This window comes from Shewanella marisflavi, from assembly GCF_023283925.1.
GTDB classification, from domain to species: Bacteria; Pseudomonadota; Gammaproteobacteria; order Enterobacterales; family Shewanellaceae; genus Shewanella; species Shewanella marisflavi.
The window spans coordinates 1-22,819 of the sequence record NZ_JAKIKX010000004.1; the positions used below are offsets into that span (position 1 = coordinate 1).

General features: G+C 43.7%; 10 protein-coding genes. 5 read left to right on the forward strand and 5 right to left on the reverse strand.

The window, feature by feature from the left end; all coding sequences use genetic code 11:
- Positions 1-514: 514 nt before the first annotated feature.
- Entirely contained in the window at positions 515-11,551 is an 11,037-nt protein-coding gene (locus tag L2712_RS09695; RefSeq protein ID WP_248977677.1) for an Lcl domain-containing protein, read from the forward strand.
- Between the two features lies 1 nt (position 11,552).
- On the forward strand, positions 11,553-12,242 hold the full coding sequence (locus L2712_RS09700; protein ID WP_248977678.1) for a hypothetical protein: 690 nt from the start codon (positions 11,553-11,555) through the stop codon (positions 12,240-12,242).
- Positions 12,243-12,671: 429 nt separating this feature from the next.
- Here L2712_RS09700 and L2712_RS09705 read toward each other — a convergent pair whose 3' ends face one another.
- The 3 genes from L2712_RS09705 to trhP all read right to left on the reverse strand — a co-directional run bounded on the left by L2712_RS09705 (position 12,672) and on the right by trhP (position 15,413).
- A complete protein-coding gene (locus tag L2712_RS09705; RefSeq protein ID WP_248977679.1) occupies positions 12,672-13,073 on the reverse strand; it encodes a hypothetical protein in 402 nt (133 codons plus the stop codon).
- Positions 13,074-13,081: 8 nt separating this feature from the next.
- On the reverse strand, positions 13,082-13,360 hold the full coding sequence (locus L2712_RS09710; protein WP_248977680.1) for a hypothetical protein: 279 nt from the start codon (positions 13,358-13,360) through the stop codon (positions 13,082-13,084).
- Between the two features lie 694 nt (positions 13,361-14,054).
- The gene (gene trhP / locus L2712_RS09715) at positions 14,055-15,413 is read right to left on the reverse strand and encodes a prephenate-dependent tRNA uridine(34) hydroxylase TrhP (protein ID WP_248977842.1); all 1,359 of its coding nucleotides are present in this window, start codon (positions 15,411-15,413) and stop codon (positions 14,055-14,057) included.
- Between the two features lie 290 nt (positions 15,414-15,703).
- On the opposite strand from trhP, the gene L2712_RS09720 reads away from it, so the two are divergent.
- Together L2712_RS09720 and L2712_RS09725 are read left to right on the forward strand one after the other, a co-directional pair.
- Positions 15,704-16,546: an HDOD domain-containing protein gene (locus L2712_RS09720; protein WP_033537449.1), complete on the forward strand. Its 843-nt coding sequence runs from the start codon at positions 15,704-15,706 to the stop codon at positions 16,544-16,546.
- 69 nt (positions 16,547-16,615) lie between these two features.
- Positions 16,616-18,124, forward strand: a complete 1,509-nt coding sequence (locus L2712_RS09725; protein ID WP_248977681.1) for a putative bifunctional diguanylate cyclase/phosphodiesterase — start codon at positions 16,616-16,618, stop codon at positions 18,122-18,124.
- Between the two features lie 28 nt (positions 18,125-18,152).
- On the opposite strand, the gene L2712_RS09730 is transcribed toward L2712_RS09725, so the two are convergent.
- Together L2712_RS09730 and L2712_RS09735 are read right to left on the reverse strand one after the other, a co-directional pair.
- A complete protein-coding gene (locus L2712_RS09730; protein ID WP_088904128.1) occupies positions 18,153-18,596 on the reverse strand; it encodes a thioesterase family protein in 444 nt (147 codons plus the stop codon).
- Positions 18,597-18,661: 65 nt separating this feature from the next.
- Positions 18,662-19,456 carry a substrate-binding periplasmic protein gene (locus tag L2712_RS09735; RefSeq protein WP_248977682.1) on the reverse strand — a complete coding sequence of 265 codons (795 nt, stop codon included), beginning with the start codon at positions 19,454-19,456 and terminating at the stop codon, positions 18,662-18,664.
- A 311-nt stretch (positions 19,457-19,767) separates the two neighbouring features.
- On the opposite strand from L2712_RS09735, the gene L2712_RS09740 reads away from it, so the two are divergent.
- Positions 19,768-22,800, forward strand: a complete 3,033-nt coding sequence (locus L2712_RS09740) for an EAL domain-containing protein (protein WP_248977683.1) — start codon at positions 19,768-19,770, stop codon at positions 22,798-22,800.
- Positions 22,801-22,819: the final 19 nt, after the last annotated feature.

Consider the following 22,819-nt stretch of genomic DNA (forward strand, 5'->3'; position numbering starts at 1 on the left):
AACTCTGCACTGAATGTCGGTCTTGTGTTCTTCATTTCTACCACCTTTTTTCTGGAAGTGAGTCTATCACTTCGTCTATTCAGGTGGCCAAATTCACTATGCCACTACATAGCCACCTCCTTGGTTCAGGAATCATCTACAAGGGCGCGCGCTCCCTTGTATTAATAAGTAGTGTCGACTAGGGAGAAGTTACTGATTATTTAATGTACTAGATTGAATTAAAACTGCTTTTTTATGAGCTTTTATTGATTGAAAATAAATTATATTGCCGACTCTGCAATTCACTTTTCGGATACCTATATCTGGGTAGCAGAACTGCTCCAACTCTGATATGGAAAGATTTCATCTAAGTTTGGACGGTTTGAATCGTTATGATTTGCTCATGACTTTTTCATCAACAGTTCATGCTTTCTTCTGAACCACATTCTTTACAGTTGTGATGCGTTTATCGAGATTAATTATGTGAAGATAGTTGATTGTTTTTTGTCCATCATGTAAACATATTGATAACGGAATGGTGGAATACCATATTTCAGGGATGACTGATATGCATTATTTACGGACGGTTGTGTTACTTGTTCTTTTAACTCCAATCTATTCTTTTGCAGTTAATGATACCCAAACTTGTGAGGTATACCCAATAACGGTGCCTCATTCATTGGTTTACGGGGCTGCAAGCGGGACATCCTTTGATGCCATTGCATTCGGCAATGCTACAGATAATCATTCTTGGGTAACTTGGAGTGGAGATACAAGTGGTTCAGCTGCTGCCATTAGCCTAACTCCTCCAGGTAACGATAGCAGTTACGTTAATCCTAATGATGCAACAGACTCAGTACTTGGAATAGGCGATTGGATTTCAGGGCTATCTTCTTTCCCAATTTCTGGGGGGGTGACCGATGCATTAGATTCACAGCTTGGCAATGATTTAATCATTCCGCTATGGGGTCAAGTAGATTCAAATTCTGGAACTGAAAAGTTTAAAGTTGAACAGTTTGGAATCATTAATATTACTTCATATAAATTGAAAGGTAAAACTCCTAGTATATCTTTCTTATATAAAGGAAAAGCTTATTGTGACAATAATTCTCCCATCGCAAATAATATTAACTTAACTACCCCACAAGATGCAGAACTTCTGTTGACCCTAATTGCATCAGATAAAGATGATGACCTGCTAACGTATTCTGTCACTGCCCACCCTCTGAATGGTAATATTGAGGTTCAAGGACAGCATGTGACCTATTCTCCTAATGAAGGTTTTTCTGGAATAGATAGATTTAACTACATTGTGAATGATGGACTGGCTAGTTCAAATATTGCGACTGTGACAATCGATGTAACATTACCAGAAACAAAAAACCTTCCTCCCTATGTAACGGGGTTTAAGTTGTTTACTTCAATGTCGCAACCTGTTGATATTGTTTTGGTTGGTCATGATCCTGAAAATGAACCGGTAGAAATACAAATTGTTACCCCACCTAAATATGGAAAGCTTCAATACGAATCAGGTGTTTATACTTATACTCCAAATTCTCAATATTTCGGTCTAGACAGCTTTTTATATATTGCTGACGATGGAGTAAAAAAGTCTGATGCTGCGAAAGTTTACATTGCTGTAAAAGCTGAAAATGAAGGTGACTATCCATATGCCTATGATCTAGAGAGGGTAATTCCTGAGTATACAAACTTCTACATGTCATTAGATATTTTTAACCCAGATAATATAAGTATGCTTCACTGGAATTATCCGAGTGCTGTCGGAAATGTTGGGGCTTTTAAAGAACTTTATGTAAGATATCATGCTGATGAAGGCTATGTTGGTCAAGATTATTTTAAGTACTGGGGCTATCCTTATTTAGAGAGTACTGCGGAAGAGCAGAGGAGAGCTAAAGAAAATAAAGCTAACGTTAAAATTCATGTTATTCCTAAGAACCATGAGTTTGATTGTAAACTTTTTCCTTTGACCCTTCCAAAGTCTTCTGTAGCTTCAATGTCACAAGGCTCGGTGTTAAGTCGTTTAACAAGAGGTCATGGTGATGGAAGCGACGGGAATGCACCTAACTATGATATTTTACGATGGTCAAAGTATAACTCTGATGCTTATGCATTATATACTTTAGAGCAGAGTTATTTGTACGAAAATCCTTACGATGTTAATGATACTTATTTGGATTATCATGATTGGGTCAGATCGCTTGGTTATAATCTTGCCAGTAACGATTATCCAACTCTTCAATTGTTAGGCAAGACGGTTATATTGCCATTATGGACAGAAGTAAAACCATATAGCGATATTTTTTTATCCGGAATAGTTGAAAGAGAAGCGTATCTAATTGAAGGCTACGCTCGATTTAATATCATTGAGTATTCAGACAAAGGACAGGGGTATATCAGCTTTGAATATATAGAGGATGTTGAATGTAGTAATACTGCGCCTTTAGTTAATAATATAATAGTAGAAGTAGCAGAAAACAAATCAACCATTATACCTTTAAATATTCTTGACCAAGAAGGTGATAGTTACGAATTTTTTATTAACAATTTCCCGACTCGTATGGGAGAATTTGTTAATGAAGAAAATAGTATAATATTCACACCGACGTCAAATACAAGTGGTGAGTTTGAATTTACATACTTTTCTAGTGATTATAAGGAGTTGTCGCGTGATGCCATTCTAACTATTCGTATTATTCCCAATGCATCTGTAGGAAACCTATACCAGTACCGTATTAGTTTAGATGAGAATGACTTTGATGCTATCAGTTTTGTGCTCGGGCCGTCAGCACCGAGTGGAATGACGATAGATGCACAAGGCGTAATCTCTTGGACGCCAGATAGTAGCGAAATTGGAGTTAACTATGTTGAAATCATTGCAACAGATGCATCGGGTAATAATAGGGTAAAGAACTTTAGTATCGATGTTGTCTATGCTGATAAAGATTTCGATGGGGTTTTAGATAGTATAGATCTGTGTTCAGAGACACATGTTACTGAGAGTATTGATAATAATGGCTGCTCTGCCGCTCAATTAAATTTCAAAAAAATAGGTATTTCATTAATTCCAAGTACAGGGGCCGATGAAATAGTTCAAGATTACGATGATGCTTATACCAGAGTTGGGTACACCAAACAATTCTCTCGAGATAATGTTGACGAAATCGTTACTGACTCTGTTAGTGGGTTGCGATGGCAAGACAGTGCTGATTCGAGAGATTTATTATATAGTTGGGTCCAGGCTAATCAATATTGTGAGAATTTGAACCACGCTGGTATTACAGATTGGAGGTTGCCTACTAGTTCGGAGCTGTTTTATCTGGTAGACCGAGCATCGATCTACTCTGACGTGAAGATTCATACCGCGTTCAAATACATTAACGACGATTTATATTGGACCTCAGAAGTAAGTCAGCCATTCTTAGTTGATTTGGTTTTTGGAGGGATAATTTCAATAACAAAAGCTCCTCAAGTAAACTTTGGTTCTGGAAACATTATTTATACTACTGACAGTTCTAGAAGCGATATTACAAAGTCAAATGTTCGTTGTGTTAGTGGTGAACAACAAATAATTGCTAAGCCTTACACTAGCGGTGGAGCAGGTTTTAAGAGTGGATCTAATCTTGCCTTTAGCTCTGAAATAAATCAGGGGGGATGGGATGAGTCTCTAGATTTTTGTAGTTCTTTATCAGAGGGTGGTGCTAATAATTGGAGGTTACCAAATGCTAATGAAATAATTAAAGCCGAGTCATTTGGATCTTATACGCCATCAAGAACTTATTGGACTTCTTCGAGTAATGCTTCAACACCTCTTAAGTTTACCTATTATGGTACGGCTACTTCCAGCGAAATTGACTTTGGAAATTATACCTTAGGCGTTGCTGATTCTTTAGAACAATATACAGCAAAGTGTGTAAGGGAAGCTACAGCTCCTATAATTTCAGCCGAAGTGACTAAACAACAGATTGTTGGATATCCTGTGGATTTTGATGCAACAAATAGCTCGCATGAAAACGGAGAGATTATCAGCTATGAATGGAGTGTTCAACGTATCTACCAATCTGGTAACGGCCCAACCAATATTCTTAGCACAGAGCCTGCATTTTCCGTAAATAATTTAAGTCCAGGTGGTTATAAGGTTTTTTTGAACGTAACGGATAATTTCGGAGTTTGGAGTCGGCAAACATTTGATGTTGTCATTCTTAATGATCCAAATGATTTACCTCCAGTTGCAGTTGCAGGTAGTGATATAACTGTATTTGTAGGAGAAATATTTATACTGGATGGGTCAGGGAGTTATGATGATAATGGGATCATTGAATATAATTGGTATACAGGTAATAATAATTGGCTTGGAGATGGTTCAATATATTCTAATAGTTATTCTACTACAGGTGTTAGATATCTTGAACTTAGAGTTACCGATTTAAATGGTAGTGTGGATAAAGATACCATCATAATTACAGTTGTAGATAAAGACTTTATTGCTCCCACAGCTATCGCTGGTGCAGATCTATCTATACCCGAAGGTGTACAGTTTACTCTAGATGGCTCTGCAAGCACCGATAACCATGCCATAGCCTCATACCGTTGGGAGCTAAACTCAATGACTGTGAGTAATGAAAGTAGTTATTCACCTACTGGTTTAACAGAAGGGGTTTATAACTATACGCTTTGGGTTGAGGATTACGGTGGTAATAGTGCATCGGATACAGTGACTATTACTGTTTTGCCTCAGGATATAATTCCTCCTGTAGCTAATGCAGGGAGCGATAAATTCGTTCGAGTGGGGACTAGTATCTTCTTTGATGGTTCGATGAGTTCTGATAACCATCAGATCAGCACTTTTGAGTGGACGCTAGCTGGCTTACCAATTAGTGATTCTCCTAGTTTTTCTAAAGCAGATTTTTCTGAAGGAACTTATACTCTTGAGTTAACAATCACCGACGCGAGTAATAACTCTTCTACTGATACCGTCTTCGTAACCGTATATCCGCAAATAGAGTTGCAACAGTGTGCAGGTATCGTTGTTACCGACGATTCCAATTATGTGGATGAGTATCCATTGGATGATATCGAATGGTCAGGAGTAACTGCTACCGATGTTGTTGAAATAGAAAAGGCATTTAATTATGCACGGTCAATAGATAAAACCATTAATAAGTTCTTAAAAATGCCATCCCAATCGGTGTGGGACTCATGGTCATCACAACAAAAAGGTCTATTTCTTATTAATAGTGAGAGACAAGCTAGAGGAATAAAACCCTATGAGGGGGTTAGTAGTGAAGTTGTTGCGGTGGCCTCTAATTATGCAGATTATTTATTAAGTAATAATGAAATAATTACTCATTATCGAAGTAGTGATAATGCAAGCCCCAGTGAACGCTTGATGGAAGATCTAAATATATTAAATAGTCATGACGGTTTATTTTTGGAGAATATTTATTCTGGGCCAAAGTTCTCTGAGGGGGAATCTATTGTCTGGGCCATATATCTATGGACTTATGCCGATAAATCTCCATATCAGGGGGCTTCTTGGGGGCATAGAAGTTTTATTCTAAGAACTGGATTGAAAGAAAATAGTGGTGTAAGTGACTTACAAGAGGGCTTGATAGGGTTTGGTATTGCGACCGGCAGTTATGAACCAGGTGTTAATCCACCAACAATTGAGGGAACTATTGTTGTACTAAATCACTTCGATCCATCTAGTAACTGGGAGCATAGTAGTACAGTTTCGGTTGATTTAAGCAATGCTCATCAATGTTATGAGAATGCCACTTTAGAAGTTGACGCGATAAATGCCCCTTCAGATGGACTAAAAGCATTGTCGCTCACACCAGGAAATATAGCTCTTAACCCCGGTGACACAGTTGATCTACAACTTACTGGTTTTTATGATGATGGTTCATCATTTGATCTAACGCCTTACGCCAACTTTGTCCCAGGCAAGAATTCAGTGATAAGTGTTCAAGCTGGGGTCGCTACAGCCTTAACGACAGGGTTCGACTCCTTGTCAGCTAAATTTAATGGCGTAAGCTCTAACAATGTTTCAGTTTGGGTGCGAGACGAAACAGACGTTAGCAATTTAACCGGTACATTTGCTGAAGACTATCTGCAATATTTGCCAACGAATGGCAGTATTGACAGCTACGATCCTAAGGCGTTTAGTCTATTCGTTGGTTTAGTTGTTGATAGGGATGGCAACCCATTGTCAGGAGTCAACATCTCATTTCACGACCAGCCTGAGTTTGGTAGCGTTTTAACCGATATGAATGGACGCTTTATTCTCGCCGGTGAAGCTGGATCACGAAAGTTAGTTTATGCCAAGGACGGGCACCTTACCGTTCATCGTTCAATAATAAGCGCGAGTAATACTTGGGCATCACTGGAAGATGTGACTCTCTTGTCTGTGGATACATTGAAGACGTTCATTGACCTCTCGCTAGGTACACCACAAATTCATCAATCAAGCGTTATTTCCGACGAGTTTGGCGAACGCTCTACAACCTTGGTGTTCACTGGCATCAACTCCGCGACAGTAACAGCAACAGATGGTTCGACTCGCCAGTTAACCGATTTTTTTGTTAGAGCAACCGAATATGAAACTCCTAGTTCAATGCCTGGTGAGTTGCCACAAGAAACTGCTTTTACTTATTGCTCAGAATTAGGGATACCAGGTGTCGGTGATGAAGAGTATGTAACTTTTGATAAGCCAGTCCAAATCTATGTCGATAATTTTCTTAACTTCGCCGTAGGTGAAATCGTTCCTATGGGGTATTACGACAGAGTCGATGGTCAGTGGAAAGCTGAAGATAATGGTGTAGTAGTGAAGCTACTCGATGCCAATCAAGATGGTATTATTGAAGGACTAGATTACACTGGTGACGATGTTGCCGATGATATCGATGGCGATGGGCAAACTGTAGATGAGGTTGTTGGTCTAGGTACTTATCCTGCCGGGCAAACCTATTGGCGGGGCAGTATTACTCATTTCTCGCCCCATGATCTTAACTGGTCGGCAAATGCCGATGGTAGAGGCCCTTCAGATATAGGTGCTGATGCTAATGAAGAGAATGAAGATGAGGATCAATGTGTAGCGGTAAGTTCTTACATAAAGCCTAAATCACTTGTTTTACATGAAGATATCGCCATTACTGGGACTGGATTAACACTTCATTATTCCAGTCAGAGAACCCATGGCTATCACCATAAAATTAGCGCAAACGTCAGTGGAACGGATTTACCAGATGGCGTTATCGAAATGATTGCAGTATTGGAGATCGGCGGAAATCGATTTGAACAATCCTTTGCTCCTTCTTTACTGCAAGATGTTGAATTCGTATGGGATGGAAAAGACCCCTCGGGAGAGTTGATACACGGATTCGTGCGCGGACGAATAAGTATCGGCTATAAGTACCAGTCTGAGTATTATAGCGCTGGAAATGCAGCGACTTCTGAACAACCATTATCAAGTTTTCCTATTGCATGGGCGCAGTGGGGAGAAGTTACAACATCTGTTGTTGGGCGTGAGGATATTATTCGTTGGAGTAACAATGTTGTAACTGTACTCAATGCTCCTGAGAGTCAGATTGCTAATGGGTGGTCACTGTCAAATCACCATATGACCAGCCCTTTTAATATGGTTTATAAGGGGGATGGGGATGTAATTGAGGTAGAGGCTGGCACGAATGTTATAAGAACCAATATTACTCAAAGTCACTATATGGGTGATGATGGCTATTACCAAAAAGGTGGACTCGATATTGACTACAGAATCGATGAGAAAGGAATTCTTATCGATAATGTTACTGGTTTACAGTGGCAATATGTAACCGAACAGCATGCAAAGTATATTGATAAGAGCGATGCTATTGCTTATTGTTCAAGTCTAACTCTTGGTAGTGATGGACAAATATGGCGGCTACCAACATGGAAAGAGGTTGGTTATATAATCGATAAGTCTGGTGAACAACAGAATTATCCTATTTTTACTCTCGAGGCTAGACAGTTTTGGACGGATTCTACTGCAAATCCTACTAATAAGCTGATTCCGGTGAATTGTGTTTCTGGTGAATTACTTGATGATAAATATGTCTCAGGTTTACAGAGGAACAATACAGATGAAGTGGTCATAGATAAGCAGAATGGCTTGATGTGGCAGGATGATATTACTAACAGTACAGCAACTTATAGCTGGATGGAGAGTATAGACTATTGTGAAAATTTAATTCATGCAGGTTTTAGTGATTGGCGTCTACCTAATATCAATGAGTTACTCTATACATTGCCAAATTCTATCTTCGTAAATCAGACTGAACTTGATGTACCTCCTGGAGAGTTATGGTCACCGGGTGTTAGTTTCAGAAAGCCTTACTGGGCATCTACGCCAAATATAACTAATCTAGAGGAACAAGCTTGGGCTGTAGAAAGTCTTAGTTACGCGTATCAAGGGTATAGTAAAACCGAAGAAAACTACTATGCTCGGTGTGTGAGGGACGATCTGACCCGCAGCCGCAGTCCCTATGTATTCGATCATAAAGGACGTCATATTCGAACTATCGATATGACCAGTGGGATCACCCTTACAACCTTTCATTATGATAGTGAAGATAGGCTTATTGAGATTAAAGATAGGTTCGAAAACACTATCACCATTACTCGTGATACTAATGGCCTCGCGACAGAGATAGTCTCACCTGATGGTTACATAACTAAGTTAACAGTCGATCAGTTTAATGACTTAAAAGAAGCTGAATATGCCGATGGTGCTCGTTATTCCTTTGTCTACCAAGACAGCTTGATGATAGAAGAGTTAGATCTAAGAGGGAATCTGTTTACGCGTAGTTTCGATAGTACAGGACGCATCTATCAGAGTCGCGATCCCGAGGGCGGAGTGTGGGATTTCTTCAGTAATAAAGATCCCAGTACCAAAGATCTTACCTATGGTTATTCCACGGCTGAGAGTAATTACTGGCAGTCGCTTATATCCCTGCTACCCAATGGTGATAAACAGAGAAGCACAACTGAGCCAGATAGCACTATACACGTGTTGACAACTCAAGCGGATGACCTGAAAGAGACGATTAGTGCTGCATCTATTAATACCATTATTGATAAAGTCATCGACCCCAAAACTGGGCAGGAGATCCCTCAGCTTATTACAACCAATTTGCCCAGTGGCCTTAAGCGCGTGACGCAAATTGATAAGGCTTATGCCGAAAATGGCACTGATACGACAAAGACCACGTTGACCGTGACTCAAGATGGCCACTTGGCAACGATAGTTAATGATTCCCTTACAGGTATGATGCAAATGACTTCTGCTGCCAAACGTACCGCCAGCTATCAGTATGATCCATTGACGCAACTTCCAATAAAGGAACAGGTAAGTGGCTTACAAGAGGTGCTTTACCATTATGATAGTCGAGGCCGAGTCAAGAGTATCACGGTTGGAGATCGCATTAGCACCTTCTCTTACGACGACCAGGCCAGCAAAGGTGCATTAACGTCAATGACCGACGCTTTGGGACATGTTACTGCGTTTGAATATGATGTGTTAGGACGTTTAAATAAGACCATTTACCCAGATGGTAGAGTGCTAGAACAGAGCTACGATAGTAATGGTAACCTAGCATCACTGACCCCACCAGGGCGCCCTGTACATCTGTTTAATTACAATAGTGTTGATAAAGAAACCGACTATACACCACCAAGTGTAACGGGAGTGGCTACGCCACAAACACGCTATGATTACGACCGTGATCGCAAGTTAACCAGTATTACCCGTCCCGATAATCAACAGTTACTGTTTAATTACACCACAGCAAGCACTGAGTTTATTAGCTTAGATATTCCACGTGGACGCTATAGTTATGGCTATGATACTCATGGCTATCTTACTAATGTGACCGCTCCTGATAGTGGCAGCATTGATTTTGTTTATGATGGGGGCTTGCTGTTATCACAAACTTGGTCAGGTGTCGTCAATGGTGCGGTTAGTCAAAGTTTCAGCGAGGGCTTTGTTGTCAATCAGCAGTGCGTTAATGGCGCTAGCTGTGTCGATATTTTGTTTGATGTTGATAGTTTATTGACTCAAGTGGGGGACTTAACCTATACCAGAGAGTCACAAAAAGCGGGCTTGGTGAATGCCAGCTCACTCTTTAATATCAATACTACGCTGAGTCATAACAACTTTGGGGAGCTCGATAGTGAAACCGTTAAATACAACTCATCAGATCTGCTTGTTGCTGGCTATACCCGAGACAAGCTAGGCCGTATTGCTCAACGAAACCTGACTATCGATGGTGTTAGTCATAATGAAGCTTATGATTACGATCAAAGTGGCAGACTGACAACGGTCACCAAAGTCGATGCAACCGTCACGTATAGCTACGATGATAATGGCAATCGCTTAGCTAAGCAGGTGGTTGATGGGGCTGGTACCACCCTGTTATATGGGACCTATGACAATCAAGACAGGCTGTTAACCTACAATGATTGCAGTTATCAATACACCGATAACGGTGAACTTAAACAAAAGCGCTGCGGCACTGGAGTGGATGAAGAGGTAACACTTTATCAATATGATGTCTTGGGCAACTTGCTCAAGGTGACCCTGCCTGATACCACTGTGATTGAGTATATCATCGATGGTAGTGATAGGCGCATAGGTAAAAAGGTCGATGGCAGCTTGCAGCAAGGCTTCTTGTATGGTGATCAGCTAAACCCTGTTGCAGAGCTTGATGCCAATAACAATGTGGTTTCACGTTTTGTTTATGGCGTTAGGGTTAATGTACCTGAATATATGATCAAAGCAGGTGTAACTTACAAGATTATCAGCGACCACCTTGGATCACCCAGATTAGTCGTTAACGCGCAAACAGGCGTAATTGCTCAGCGTATAGATTATGACGAGTTTGGTATTGTATCGTTAGACACGAATCCCGGCTTCCAGCCCTTTGGTTTTGCTGGCGGATTATATGATTCGTCAACAGGATTAACTCGTTTTGGTGCCAGAGACTATGATGCCTTCACAGGGCGCTGGACGAATAAGGACCCGATACGGTTTGCGGGGGGGGATAGTAATCTCTATGGTTATGTACTGAGTGACCCAGTTCAATTTATTGATATTAATGGTTTTAATGCTCTTAGGCCGAGTAGTGGCAAACCTCGCATCAGACTTAGGCCCGGACAATTTCAAACCCCGACAAAAATAGAAACTGTGGGGATGAGTCAATATAATGAACACGTAGCTAACACATATAACTCCAGATTAAACACGTGGATTAACATATTCAGTATGGTTGATGGTTATCAAAGATTCTTGGCTGATAGAACTGAAATTCAGTGTGAGTGTCCTACAGGAGTTAAGGGGGAATGCTCGGCCAAGGATCCTGATGGGGACGGTATGTATAAGGCTGATGGACCACAGGCACTACCTTCTGGCTATTCGATAGTAAACTCAGGGTGTCAATGCACTGTCACTAATCCTATGGGAGTCTTTTTTTACGGAACTCCACCATCAAATGTAAGCTTAAGTAAGCGAAACTACTGATATGAAAAAATTTAATAAAAGGCAGAGAATTGCTGAAAATATAGCATATACATTCTTGCTTTGTATTTTTTTAACCTTATTGCTAGCAACTTTAAAATCAAGTTCAGTTGATATTGGTTATATCGGCTCTCCTGTTGTTTTTGGTTCTGTTAATGATATAAGTATTGCGATGGTCTCTACGATTATGGTTTTGATTATTTCTTACAAATTGCTTAGGGATATAGTAATGTCAATATTGAAAGGCTCCGGTAAAGATAACATGACAGAAAGAAAAGATACTCTTGGTGTAAGGGAGGTTAAACATTTTAACATATTGATATTTATATATGTATGTTTTTACTTGTGGTATTTTGTCTTGTTGTTCAGAAATATGGATCCTTTATCTGTAAGGTTTCAACATTTAGAGCCGTACGAACTAATTGTAAACCCTGACTTTGTATTTTTACTTAATGTTTTTTTATCTGTCACGTCAATGGTGAGTGCATTCTTTATGTTGTATTTCAACAGGTTGGCGAGATGTTGTTTTACTTTTATATTTGTATATTGGATAGTGGTTTCTATTTTTGAAGAGCCAGTGGTGACAAGTTCTTTGGATGCTTTTTTTGGATACTTTATTGGCTATTCATCATCGGTTATCTTGTATTTGTCTTGGTTTAGTGAAGTAAAAACACTATTTGAAAGGGTTAAATGAAAATAAATGCAATTCCTTTTTGCGGTATTGCTTTTAAATTTAAATTGATTTGTACCACCTTGTCAAATGCAAAGCTTATTCTAGTTTTTTTTGGCCACTTCGTTGCGATAGATTATGCGTTTTGACAGCCTTTGTTAATGTTGTGTCCACTTATGAAATCTTATGTCCATAACTGTATCTAAATACAATGTTTCAATCATCTATCATTAAAATGGTTTGGAAATGCGCCTAGACACGATATTATTGTATGTAGGTGGACGTTAAATTGACGGTGCCGAAGTGTGAATAATAAAATCCTTTAATCGAGTCATTGCGTTAGCAGGGAAAACAGCCCAGATTCTATAGGATGTCTATTTAATAGAGCTAACTTCGGTAATTCTTAGATTAGTTTATAAAAAAAAAGCGAGCCAATTAGCTCGCTAGTAGGTGTTACAAGTCATCATTTAACCTGTCTGCCCAGTGTTGCTCCGCTTGGTCAAAGTACTCATGAGGATAGAGGCCGAATACTTCCAAAAACTCTTGTTTGAACAGGTTACAGAAAGTTCTGATCTCTTCCTTTAGCAAGAGGAGGATGATGTACATATCAATGCCCTCAAGATATTGACTAGTGAACTCAGGAAAGTCCTCTAAGATTGATTTGCTTACGCTGATCCCCAAAATCCTGCCAGCTGAATCCCTATGCTGATAGATGTACTGTCCAAAATTAAGTTCAATTGTTCCCTGAACATCCCCTTGCTGTTCAGCTAGCAAAAGAACTGTGCAGTGGTCATCCCAGGGACTTTTCGATTTCCTTTGATACTCTCTAATGAATAGTGACTTGTTGGTGCTCATAGCTCCTCCTAGTTAATGAAAGGTGTGTCCTCTTCAGTAGCTAGGTTCGTTAGTGGCATATTAATTAAGCATTGATACAAGAACTCCAAAACAAGTTCGCATTCAATTTCTTTCAAGCCATTTTTGCCAAGGTATGATTCAACCGAGTAGAGCAGAAATTCCTGTTCAGTAATTAGTCCGAGTTGAATATCGCTAACGTTTTCAAGCTCTATGTTTATCGCCTTATAAAGTTGTTTAATGATGGCTCTTAGCTTGATGAGCTGAAGAGCGATAGTGTTGTTTTTCATTGGTACTCCTAGTTATGGATATAGCGACCCAAGTGGCCGCATGATTAACTAGGGGAGAGCCGAGCGAATTGTATGAGTTTTCAAATGGTCAATGGGTAATGCGCTGCAGTACGAGCGTTGTTAAAGCATGACCATAATGGGGTTCGGTGAGCAATGTTGGTCGAGTTAAGAATTTATAACAAAAAGAAGCGGTTATGAATTCAGTAGTGATTCGCAAGAGGAAGCGATTTGGGTGGAAGAAACTAGACGGGCTTAGACAAAACTAGTCAAAATGATTTGTGTTACTGAGTGAATAAATAAAATTTTTGGCTGTAACACAAAAAGTAACACAAATTGTTTTTTTCAAATAAGGCATTGTTATTAAAGTAAAATATAATTTGTCTCACACATGTCGCAGTTAATACAGCTGTCGTCGATCAGTAATGCCATCTATTTGTCTTGCCTTCTAAAAAATCTCTATTAGTGCCTTGGGTCATGACCCCGTCAGGTAAGCGTCTTGGCAGACCGCCTGTCGGCCGGCCATTATAGCACAGGCACAGAGTAAGCCTAATCACCAGCTTCGTCTCTACTAACAGTATAGGAAAAATGCCAGGGTCCCCCAAGGGACTGCTTGAGTCCAAAGGCCGTTGGGTTAAGCTTGGGGGGAGAGGCTCATAAAAAAACAGCCCGAAAGGTTCGGGCTGTTGCTGTTGTTTTACGGATGGGGCTGGCGAGTGCTCTGGCCATCGGTGAGGTTACGCATCAAGATGGCGCGCTCAACCTCGACTTCGGCGGGAACCGGTAGGTAGACGAAGTGACCCGAACCTAGTCCTGCCTCGACGCTCTCGCCTTTGCGGTTTTCCAGCTGTTCTATGGTCAGATTCATGTTGCCCTGTTGCGTCATCAACTCGACGCTGTCGCCCACGGAGAACTTGTTCTTCACATCGATCTCCGCCATTCCTTTAGCGTTGCGCTTGCCGGTAAACTCGCCGACAAACTGTTGGGTGTCGCTGATAGAGTAGCCGTAGTCGTAGTTTTGGTACTCGTCATGTACGTGGCGACGCAGGAAGCCTTCGGTGTAACCACGGTGCGCTAGCCCTTCGAGCTGATACATGAGCGCTGGATTAAACTCACGGCCGGCAGCGGCATCTTCGATTGCCTGGCGATAGAGCTGGGCGGTACGCGCCACATAGTAGAAGGACTTGGTGCGGCCTTCAATTTTCAGTGAATCTATGCCCATCTTAGTTAGACGCTCGACGTGCTGGATGGCGCGCAGATCCTTAGAGTTCATGATATAGGTGCCGTGTTCATCTTCGAAGGCGGGCATATATTCGCCCGGACGTCCGGCTTCTTGCAGCAAGACCACTTCGCTACTCGGCGTACCTTCGCCCAGAGTTGGATTATGCATCTGCACCTCAGGGTTAACCGCCACTATGTCACCCGTTTCGGTTTGCACTGCTTCGTGGGCGTCATATTTCCAGCGACAGGCGTTGGTGCAGGTGCCTTGGTTAGGGTCACGCTTGTTGATATAGCCAGAGAGCAGGCAGCGTCCAGAGTAGGCCATGCACAGGGCGCCGTGGACGAAGACTTCGAGTTCAATATCGGGGCAGCGCTGGCGGATCTCTTCGATCTCATCGAGCGACAGCTCGCGAGAGAGGATCACACGTTTGATGCCTTGCTGCTGCCAAAACTTGACCGAGGCCCAGTTGATGGCATTGGCCTGTACCGACAGGTGAACGGTCTGATCCGGAAAGGCTTCGCGTACCATCATGATAAGACCCGGGTCTGACATGATCAGCGCATCGGGCTGCATGGCGACCACAGGCTCCATATCCTTGATATAGGTTTTGAGCTTAGTGTTGTGGGGGGCGATATTGCTCACCACATAGAGTTTTTTGCCTAGGCTATGGGCCTCTTGGATACCTGTTGCGAGGTTTTCCATCTTGAAATCATTGTTTCTGACACGCAGGCTATATCTCGGTTGGCCTGCGTAGACCGCATCGGCGCCATATGCGAAGGCATAACGCATATTTTTAAGGGTCCCGGCAGGAGACAGCAGCTCAGGTTTAAACATCATTTCTCTCAATTAACAGGTATCGAACAAACTTGGGGCGGGCATTTTACTCAATGGGGCAAGGCTTATGCAAATCAGAAATTGATTATTTTATGTTCAACAGGTGGCAAAGGCGGTTGAAGGCCTCATATTCTGATAAAAATAAGGCAATTAATAACCTATAATCTGAAACTTAGCTAAAATTACACAAATTCTTAACTGGATGGGTGATTTTTACCATCGCGGTTAGCAAGAGTGCTGATATACTCTGTGGCAACATCATTTAGGGTATAGTTTTTTAAGGAGTTAGAATGTCTAGCGAGCATCAACTACTGGTTGGGTTACTCAAAAAGTTAAAGGCGGATGCGCTAATTCTGCCCACTTTGCCCGAGGTAGCAATGCGCGTTCAAGAGGTGGTCTCCCGCCCCGACTCCAGCCCGAAGCAGGTGGCCGAAATTATCGGTCAAGACGCTGCCATTTCGGCTCGTATGATCAAGGTGGCCAACAGTGCCATGTACAGCCGTGGCATTAAGGCCGAAAACATTAATGCAGCGGTGACCCGTATCGGCCTGACTCAGATCAAGGCAATTGCCACCTCGGTAGCCATGGAGCAGCTCTTCATCTCGACCAACGAGATGGTGTGGGAGGTGATGGATGAGGTGTGGCGTTCATCCATTGAGGTGACTTCTGCGGCCTGTGCCTTACTGCTTAAGTATTCTAAGACCCATAAGCAGTGTGGTTTAAACTATGACACCTTGACCCTGGCTAGCTTGGTTCACAATATCGGCGCCTTGCCTGTGTTAACCGAGGCTGAGGCAAACCCACACTTGTTTACCAGTATCGAGCAGCTCAGAGCCTTGGTGAGAAAGATGCAGGGACCACTGGGGCGCGCCGTACTCAAGAGCTGGGACTTCTCACCCGAGGTGATGGAAGTGGTCGAGCGCTGGGCCGATCTCCCTTATCTTCCTGATCATGTCACCTATCTGGATTTCGTGCGTTCTGCGGCCTTCTACACTGGCGAACTACGTGCCGGCCATGAGCTGGAAGAGCGTCTGGATGTGTTTGTAAAACGTGGTTTGCCTGTGACGCCGGAGTATCTGGGATCGGATGAGTTTCTCGATAATTATCATTCTATTAAGTTAAGTTATGAATAGTCTAGCGAGCTATGCATCAGGCATAGCCGCTTTTGTTGTTTCTCCTTTCATTTAAGCACTAGGGATAGCGTGGCTGCGACTGAGCTGATTTGGTTAATTGTATATCTGATAGCAATCGGCATCGCTGGTATCATTTATTGTTACTGGCATAGGCGCACTGAGCTTAAGTTTCTTAAACGCTTGGTTACTCAGCTGAGTCAGCAACATAAAGTGCGCCAGCCCCTCAACCTCGTCTCCATTCCCTATCGTTTCATTCCCTTGTATGTGCAGCTACAGCATCTGCTCAAGCAACTGCCTCCCCCAAAAGGGCGCGATAAGCTGACCGGACTGCTCAATCGGGTCGGTCTTAAGGCCGAGCTGACTCGCAAGATGCCGCTGACTCACGGTATGTTTGTGCTTATCGATATTCATCGTTTTCGTTATGTAAACGATCTCTTTGGCTTCTCCCTGGGAGATAAGCTGCTGCAGGCGCTGGCGGAGCGATTGGCGCGCCGTATCGGCCATAAAGATATCTTGGCGAGAATGAATGAAGATGAGTTTCTGATCTATTTTAAGACTCCCATGAGTGAGGCTGAACTTAGCGTTTTGCAGCAGAGTCTGCAGCAGCCAATCGGTATCAAAGGGACTGTTATTAATCTGCAACTGCAAATTGGATATTTGGATTTATCTTTACACCACGCCGATGTCAGTCAGATGCTGCGCCGTCTGGATTTGGCCTTGGTGCGAGCTAAGGAGAGTAGCAATTATATCGCCGCTTACCGAGAGGGCGATGATCGCAGCCAGCACAGGCAGTTGACCATAGTCAGTTGCTTCCCTAAGGCGCTTGAGCAGAACGAGCTCTATCTGGTGTATCAGCCCAAATATAACCTGGCAACGGGCAATTGTACCCATGCCGAAGCCTTGATCCGTTGGGAGAGTTCGGTACTGGGCACACTCTCTCCCGGGGAGTTTATTCCCTTGCTCGAGTGCGCCGGGATGATCAGTCTGCTGAGTCAGTGGGTGATCGATCAGGTGTTGCAGCAGCAGGTGCGCTGGCAAGAGAGCAATATTAGGTTGCAGGTGGCTATCAATCTGGCGATTGACGATCTTAGTGAGAGGCAGCTTAGCGAGCGGATTATCTCACGACTTAAGCAGCAGGGCCTCAGCGCTAATCTGTTAGCGATAGAGATCACCGAGAGCCAGTTGATGACAGACATGGTGCGCACCGTAGCGGTATTGAATCGCCTTAAACGCGCAGGCGTGAATGTAGCCATCGATGACTTTGGTACAGGGCACTCCTCCTTGGCCTACCTTAAACATCTGCCTGTGGATGAGGTTAAGATAGACAGAGCGTTTCTTATGGGACTGGAATCTGACCCCCGAGCCCAGCATATCGTTAGCAGCGCCATCGAATTGGCGAAAGGCTTAGATTTCTCGGTAACGGTTGAAGGAGTGGAGCAGATGAGCGTGTTTAATCTGCTTAAAGATATGGGGGCGGATAAGGTGCAGGGGGATATTTTCGCTAAACCTATGACGGCGGCAGAGCTAGAGATGCACTGGCGCCGGCTTAATCGCCCCATAGGTGAACAGGCCTCTTAGGTTCATCGCGTTTTGAGGCCTGCAGATGTTACAGGCTAATAGGCTGATCAAAACTTTGGCTCAGCTTGGCAATAAGTGGCCCTGACATTGGGGACAGTTGCCTTGCCTTATTCATACAAACCATTTCGATATGCGCCGTAACAGCCGGCTTCTTACCATTAGGCCGCCAGATCTCTTGTTGCCATATGGTGCGGTATTTACTCTCAAAATAGAAGCGGGTACGCACATCTATGATGTCGGCAAATTCCACGCCCTCATGGCACAGCATGTCACTGCGGTAGACGGCAAAGCCGAGCCCTTCTTGATGCCATAACTGAGCCAGATTATCGGCCCCAATCACATGCTCGCGAGCCCGCTCGAAATATTTGAGAAAGTTGGGGTGGTAGACCACACCTGAAAAGTCTGTGTCTTCGTAATAGATCTGAACCGGGAAGTGAAAGGTGGCGCTGAATTTATCTTGCTTACTGCTCATCTACACGTATGCCTAGGCTACAAAGAAAGGCGCTAGCTTAGCATATTCTTATTGTAACTCGCGCCCTAATCTGTCCCGATCGCCTTGAGACTGTTCATGATTGCCTGATAACTACCATCTTGTTTTAAAGCGGTTAGTCCCTGGTCTAATTTTTCGGCATAGTGCTGAGCATTGGGGCTCTGTTTAGAGAAGGCGACATAGAGATCGCCGGTATGATTGTGCACGCTTGGCCCAATCACTCGATCAACCCCCATTTGCTGCAGGTATTGCTTGGCAACCTCGTCATACATAATGGCGGCGTCAATACGGTTGAGCAGTAGTAAATTGATTAACTGATTATGATTGTCCAGTTCGATCAATTTGAGTTGATTTAGCTGCTCTAGCTCGTCGCCGTATTCATATCCCTTGATAATGCCGACCACAAATCCTTGGGGCAGGTGCCACTTGTCTTCGGCCGTTATCGGGTGAGCATTATTTTGATAAAAAGAGGCCGATGCAGTAAACAGGGGCTGTTTACCGAAGATAAACTCCGACTCGGTTTTACGCTCTTTATGCAGGTTAAACACCCCATCGACAAGCCCTTGTTTGGTCATGACCACCCCTCTCGCGTAGGAGATCACTATACTATCGACATCGATATCAACGCGGGCGAAGGCCTGCTTAACCAGCTTGTGGGATAGTCCTTTGCCATAGGGATCGGCAAATGGGGCCCAATTATCTTCCGCCGCTAGTCTTACTTTGGTCGGTTCTGTGGCCACTTGGGGGGCTAGTTGAGATTGGGTCTCGGCCGTAACGCTAAAACTGACAAGCGTCAGCAGCAGGCTCAAGCTGAGTCCAAAAGTGGTGAATAATTGCAGCATCAGATTCCTTGCAGAGTGCGTATCCTTAATGCGCCCATGATAAGGGGTTTTTAGGGGAGATCAACTGCATAGCTTCGTGTTTTCTAATGATTTTTGTAGCCTTATTGCTACAATTGGGCAGATTTGCGGCGTGTCTCGCTGCAACTTATGCCAATCTTGGTGTGATCTCCTGTAGTGAAGGCTGTGCAGGAAGGAGTGAGTTACTTTCAAAATCATTGGCTTAAACTGATTTTTGTCAGTCCTTTTTTGTGGGGCTTCTGCTACACTCAGATTGATGTTATCAGATTGATAATAAAAACCTTAGATCCTCTATGAACCAAGATATTTTATTTGCGCTTTCTCAAAATGCCGCACTCTTGTTGATTTTGGTGTTTATCTACGATGCGGTGCCTCGTCAGCAACGCAGCGAGTATTTTCTATTGTGGCGTTTGGGTATAGGTGTCGTTATAGGTGGCATGACTGTGTTAATCATGGTCACCTCCTGGGAGTATCAAGAGGGCTTTTTCATTGATACCCGCTCAGTCGTCTTAGCCATTAGTGGTCTCTTTTTTGGTGGCTTACCGACCTTTATTGCCGCGTCGTGTGCCGCAGCTTACCGCCTGATTCAAGGTGGAGAGGGCATGTTTCTTGGACTAATCGTCATCATTGCCTCCGCCTTGTTTGGCAGTATTTGGCGCTACAATCGAAAGAGTGCTATTGCCGATTTAACTTTTACCGAACTCTATCTGTTTGGTTTTTTACTCCATTTTTCAATACTTTCTCTGCTTTTTGTTGTGCCATTCGCAATGTTTGTTGAGCTCCTGCTTCAGGTCGCTCTACCTGTGATGTTGATTTTCCCCTTGGTGACCGCGTTGATCGGGCTGCTGCTTGCAAGGCGGCTGGAGATTGAGCGCGACGCTAAGATTTTGCTACAAGACGATTTTATTTTTCGTTCGCAGTTTAATGTCGGCAACATGGGGATCGCCATTACCTCAGTCGATCAACGTTGGATGAAGGTAAACCCTCGCTTGTGCAAGATGCTTAAATACACAGAGGCTGAGCTGTTAAATCGTACCTGGTCGGAACTCACCTACTTTGAGGATCTTAATGCTGATTTAGAGCAGTTTGAGCGCATGCTTAAGGGGGAGATTGACGCTTACGAGATGGATAAACGTTTCGTTGCCAAGGATGGAGAGATTGTTTATACCCACCTGACCGTAGGGTGTCGACGCACCCACAATATGGTTGATATGGTGATCGCCGGTTTTATCGATATTACCGAACATAAAAGGGCTGAAATGGCGATGCGTACCAGTCAGGAGCGGCTAGCCTTGGTACTGGAGAGTAGCGATCTTGGCCTGTGGGATTGGGATATAAAGAGCAATCAAACCAAACGTAACCCATGGTGTGCCAGGGTGCTGGGTTGTGAGCTGGAGCAGCTCAATCAGGATAGTCGACTCTGGATCGACGCGATTCATCCCCAGGACAGAATGGAGGTGCTTAATTCTATCGAGCGCCATCTGAAAGGGGAGACGCAAAAACACAGCATAGAGTATCGCTTGATAAGCCACAGCGGAGAAGAGCATTGGATTTTAGATACGGGTAAGGTGGTGAGCCGGGACCGCAATGGTTTACCTACCCGTATGTGCGGCGTGCATTCAGATATTACCGAGCAGAAGCAGGTGCAGGAGTCACTGGAATTGGCAGCATCTGTGTATAACAACTCGAGCGAAGCTATGAGCGTGCAAGATGACCAGGGATTCATCATCACCATCAATGCCGCCTTTACCTCAATCACAGGTTATACAGAAGATGAGGCGCTGCAAAAAAATATCCGTATCTTACAGTGCTCGCGGACGCCCAAAAGTCAATATGATGAGATGAACCGCGCCATTCGCGACAGTGGCTATTGGCAGGGGGAGCTCTGGATTAAGAGCAAGAGTGGTGATGAATACATGGTCTGGCTCACCATTAACACCATTTTCGACCAGTACGGTGAGGTTTACCGCCGGGTGGCCTTATTCTCCGATATTACCGAGAAGAAGGAGGCGGAGCAGATCATCTGGAAGCAGGCTAACTATGACCCGCTGACAGGCTTACCTAATCGCCGTATGTTACTGGAATACTTAAGTACCGAGATACTGCGAATCGATCGTAATAAAAGTCATTTTGCGCTGATGTTTCTCGATCTGGATTTCTTCAAAGAGGTTAACGATACCTTAGGTCATGATATGGGGGATCTGCTTCTGCAGGAAACCGCTAAGCGCCTTAAGGGCTGTATTCGTGAGTCGGATGTGGTGGCACGTTTAGGCGGTGATGAGTTTACCGTGGTGCTGACGGGCATTGATGCGCCCAGCGGCGTCGAGCGGGTGGCGCAGAGTATTCTGGAGCGGATTGCCGAGCCCTATAGTTTAGGCGATGAAACCGCCTATATCAGTGCCAGTATTGGTATCACCATCTATCCCGACGATGCGACCAGTATCGAAGGTTTGCTTAAGCATGCCGATCAGGCGATGTACGCCGCCAAGGAGCAGGGGCGCAATCGTTTTCACTATTTCACCCCTTCGATGCAGGAGTACGCCCGCTATCGTATGGCTTTGATTAAAGATTTGCGTAATGCCATCAATCGTAAGGAATTTGAGCTGTATTATCAGCCGATTGTCGATATGCAAAAGCAAGGTGTTTACAAGGCGGAAGCCTTGATCCGTTGGCAGCACCCCGAGCGGGGGCTGGTGTCGCCGGGTGAATTTATTCCTATCGCCGAGGAAACGGGGTTGATCAACGATATCGGCAACTGGGTATTTGAGAAGGCGGCCCAGCAAAGTGCACGTTGGCGCACTCAGTATGGCGTTGAGATCCAGATCAGTATCAACAAGTCGCCCATCCAGTTCCGTGATGAAGGAGATACCTTTGCCGAATGGCTGGCGCTGCTGCGTCATTTAGAGCTATCGAGCAATGCGATTTGTGTCGAGATCACCGAGGGCTTACTGCTCGATGCATCCATGGGGGTCAAAGATAAGCTGCTGGCCTACCGTGATGCGGGGATTCAGGTGTCACTGGATGACTTTGGTACAGGTTATTCTTCTTTGGCTTACCTGAAAAAGTTTGATATCGATTATCTCAAGATTGATCAATCTTTTACTCGCCACCTAGAATCAGACAGCGATGGTGTCGCCCTGTGTGAGGCCATCATAGTGATGGCCCATAAATTAGGGATCAAGGTAATTGCCGAAGGGGTTGAGACCCAGTTTCAGCATGACATTCTCGCTAACGCCGGCTGCGATTTCGGCCAGGGGTATCTCTACTCACGGCCTGTATCGCTGGCTGAATTTGAGCGCTGCTATGTGGTTAATCGTGATAGCTAGCCCTTTCCTACTCGATATA

What these genes read in the sequence shown, in the direction of transcription:
- L2712_RS09720 (WP_033537449.1), top strand. Translation starts at nt 15,704, where the DNA reads ATGTCTAGCGAGCATCAACTACTGGTTGGGTTACTCAAAAAGTTAAAG.
- L2712_RS09740 (WP_248977683.1), top strand. Translation starts at nt 19,768, where the DNA reads ATGAACCAAGATATTTTATTTGCGCTTTCTCAAAATGCCGCACTCTTG.
- L2712_RS09705 (WP_248977679.1), bottom strand. Translation starts at nt 13,073, where the DNA reads ATGAGCACCAACAAGTCACTATTCATTAGAGAGTATCAAAGGAAATCG.
- L2712_RS09730 (WP_088904128.1), bottom strand. Translation starts at nt 18,596, where the DNA reads ATGAGCAGTAAGCAAGATAAATTCAGCGCCACCTTTCACTTCCCGGTT.
- L2712_RS09735 (WP_248977682.1), bottom strand. Translation starts at nt 19,456, where the DNA reads ATGCTGCAATTATTCACCACTTTTGGACTCAGCTTGAGCCTGCTGCTG.
- L2712_RS09710 (WP_248977680.1), bottom strand. Translation starts at nt 13,360, where the DNA reads ATGAAAAACAACACTATCGCTCTTCAGCTCATCAAGCTAAGAGCCATC.
- L2712_RS09695 (WP_248977677.1), top strand. Translation starts at nt 515, where the DNA reads ATGGTGGAATACCATATTTCAGGGATGACTGATATGCATTATTTACGG.
- trhP (WP_248977842.1), bottom strand. Translation starts at nt 15,413, where the DNA reads ATGTTTAAACCTGAGCTGCTGTCTCCTGCCGGGACCCTTAAAAATATG.
- L2712_RS09700 (WP_248977678.1), top strand. Translation starts at nt 11,553, where the DNA reads ATGAAAAAATTTAATAAAAGGCAGAGAATTGCTGAAAATATAGCATAT.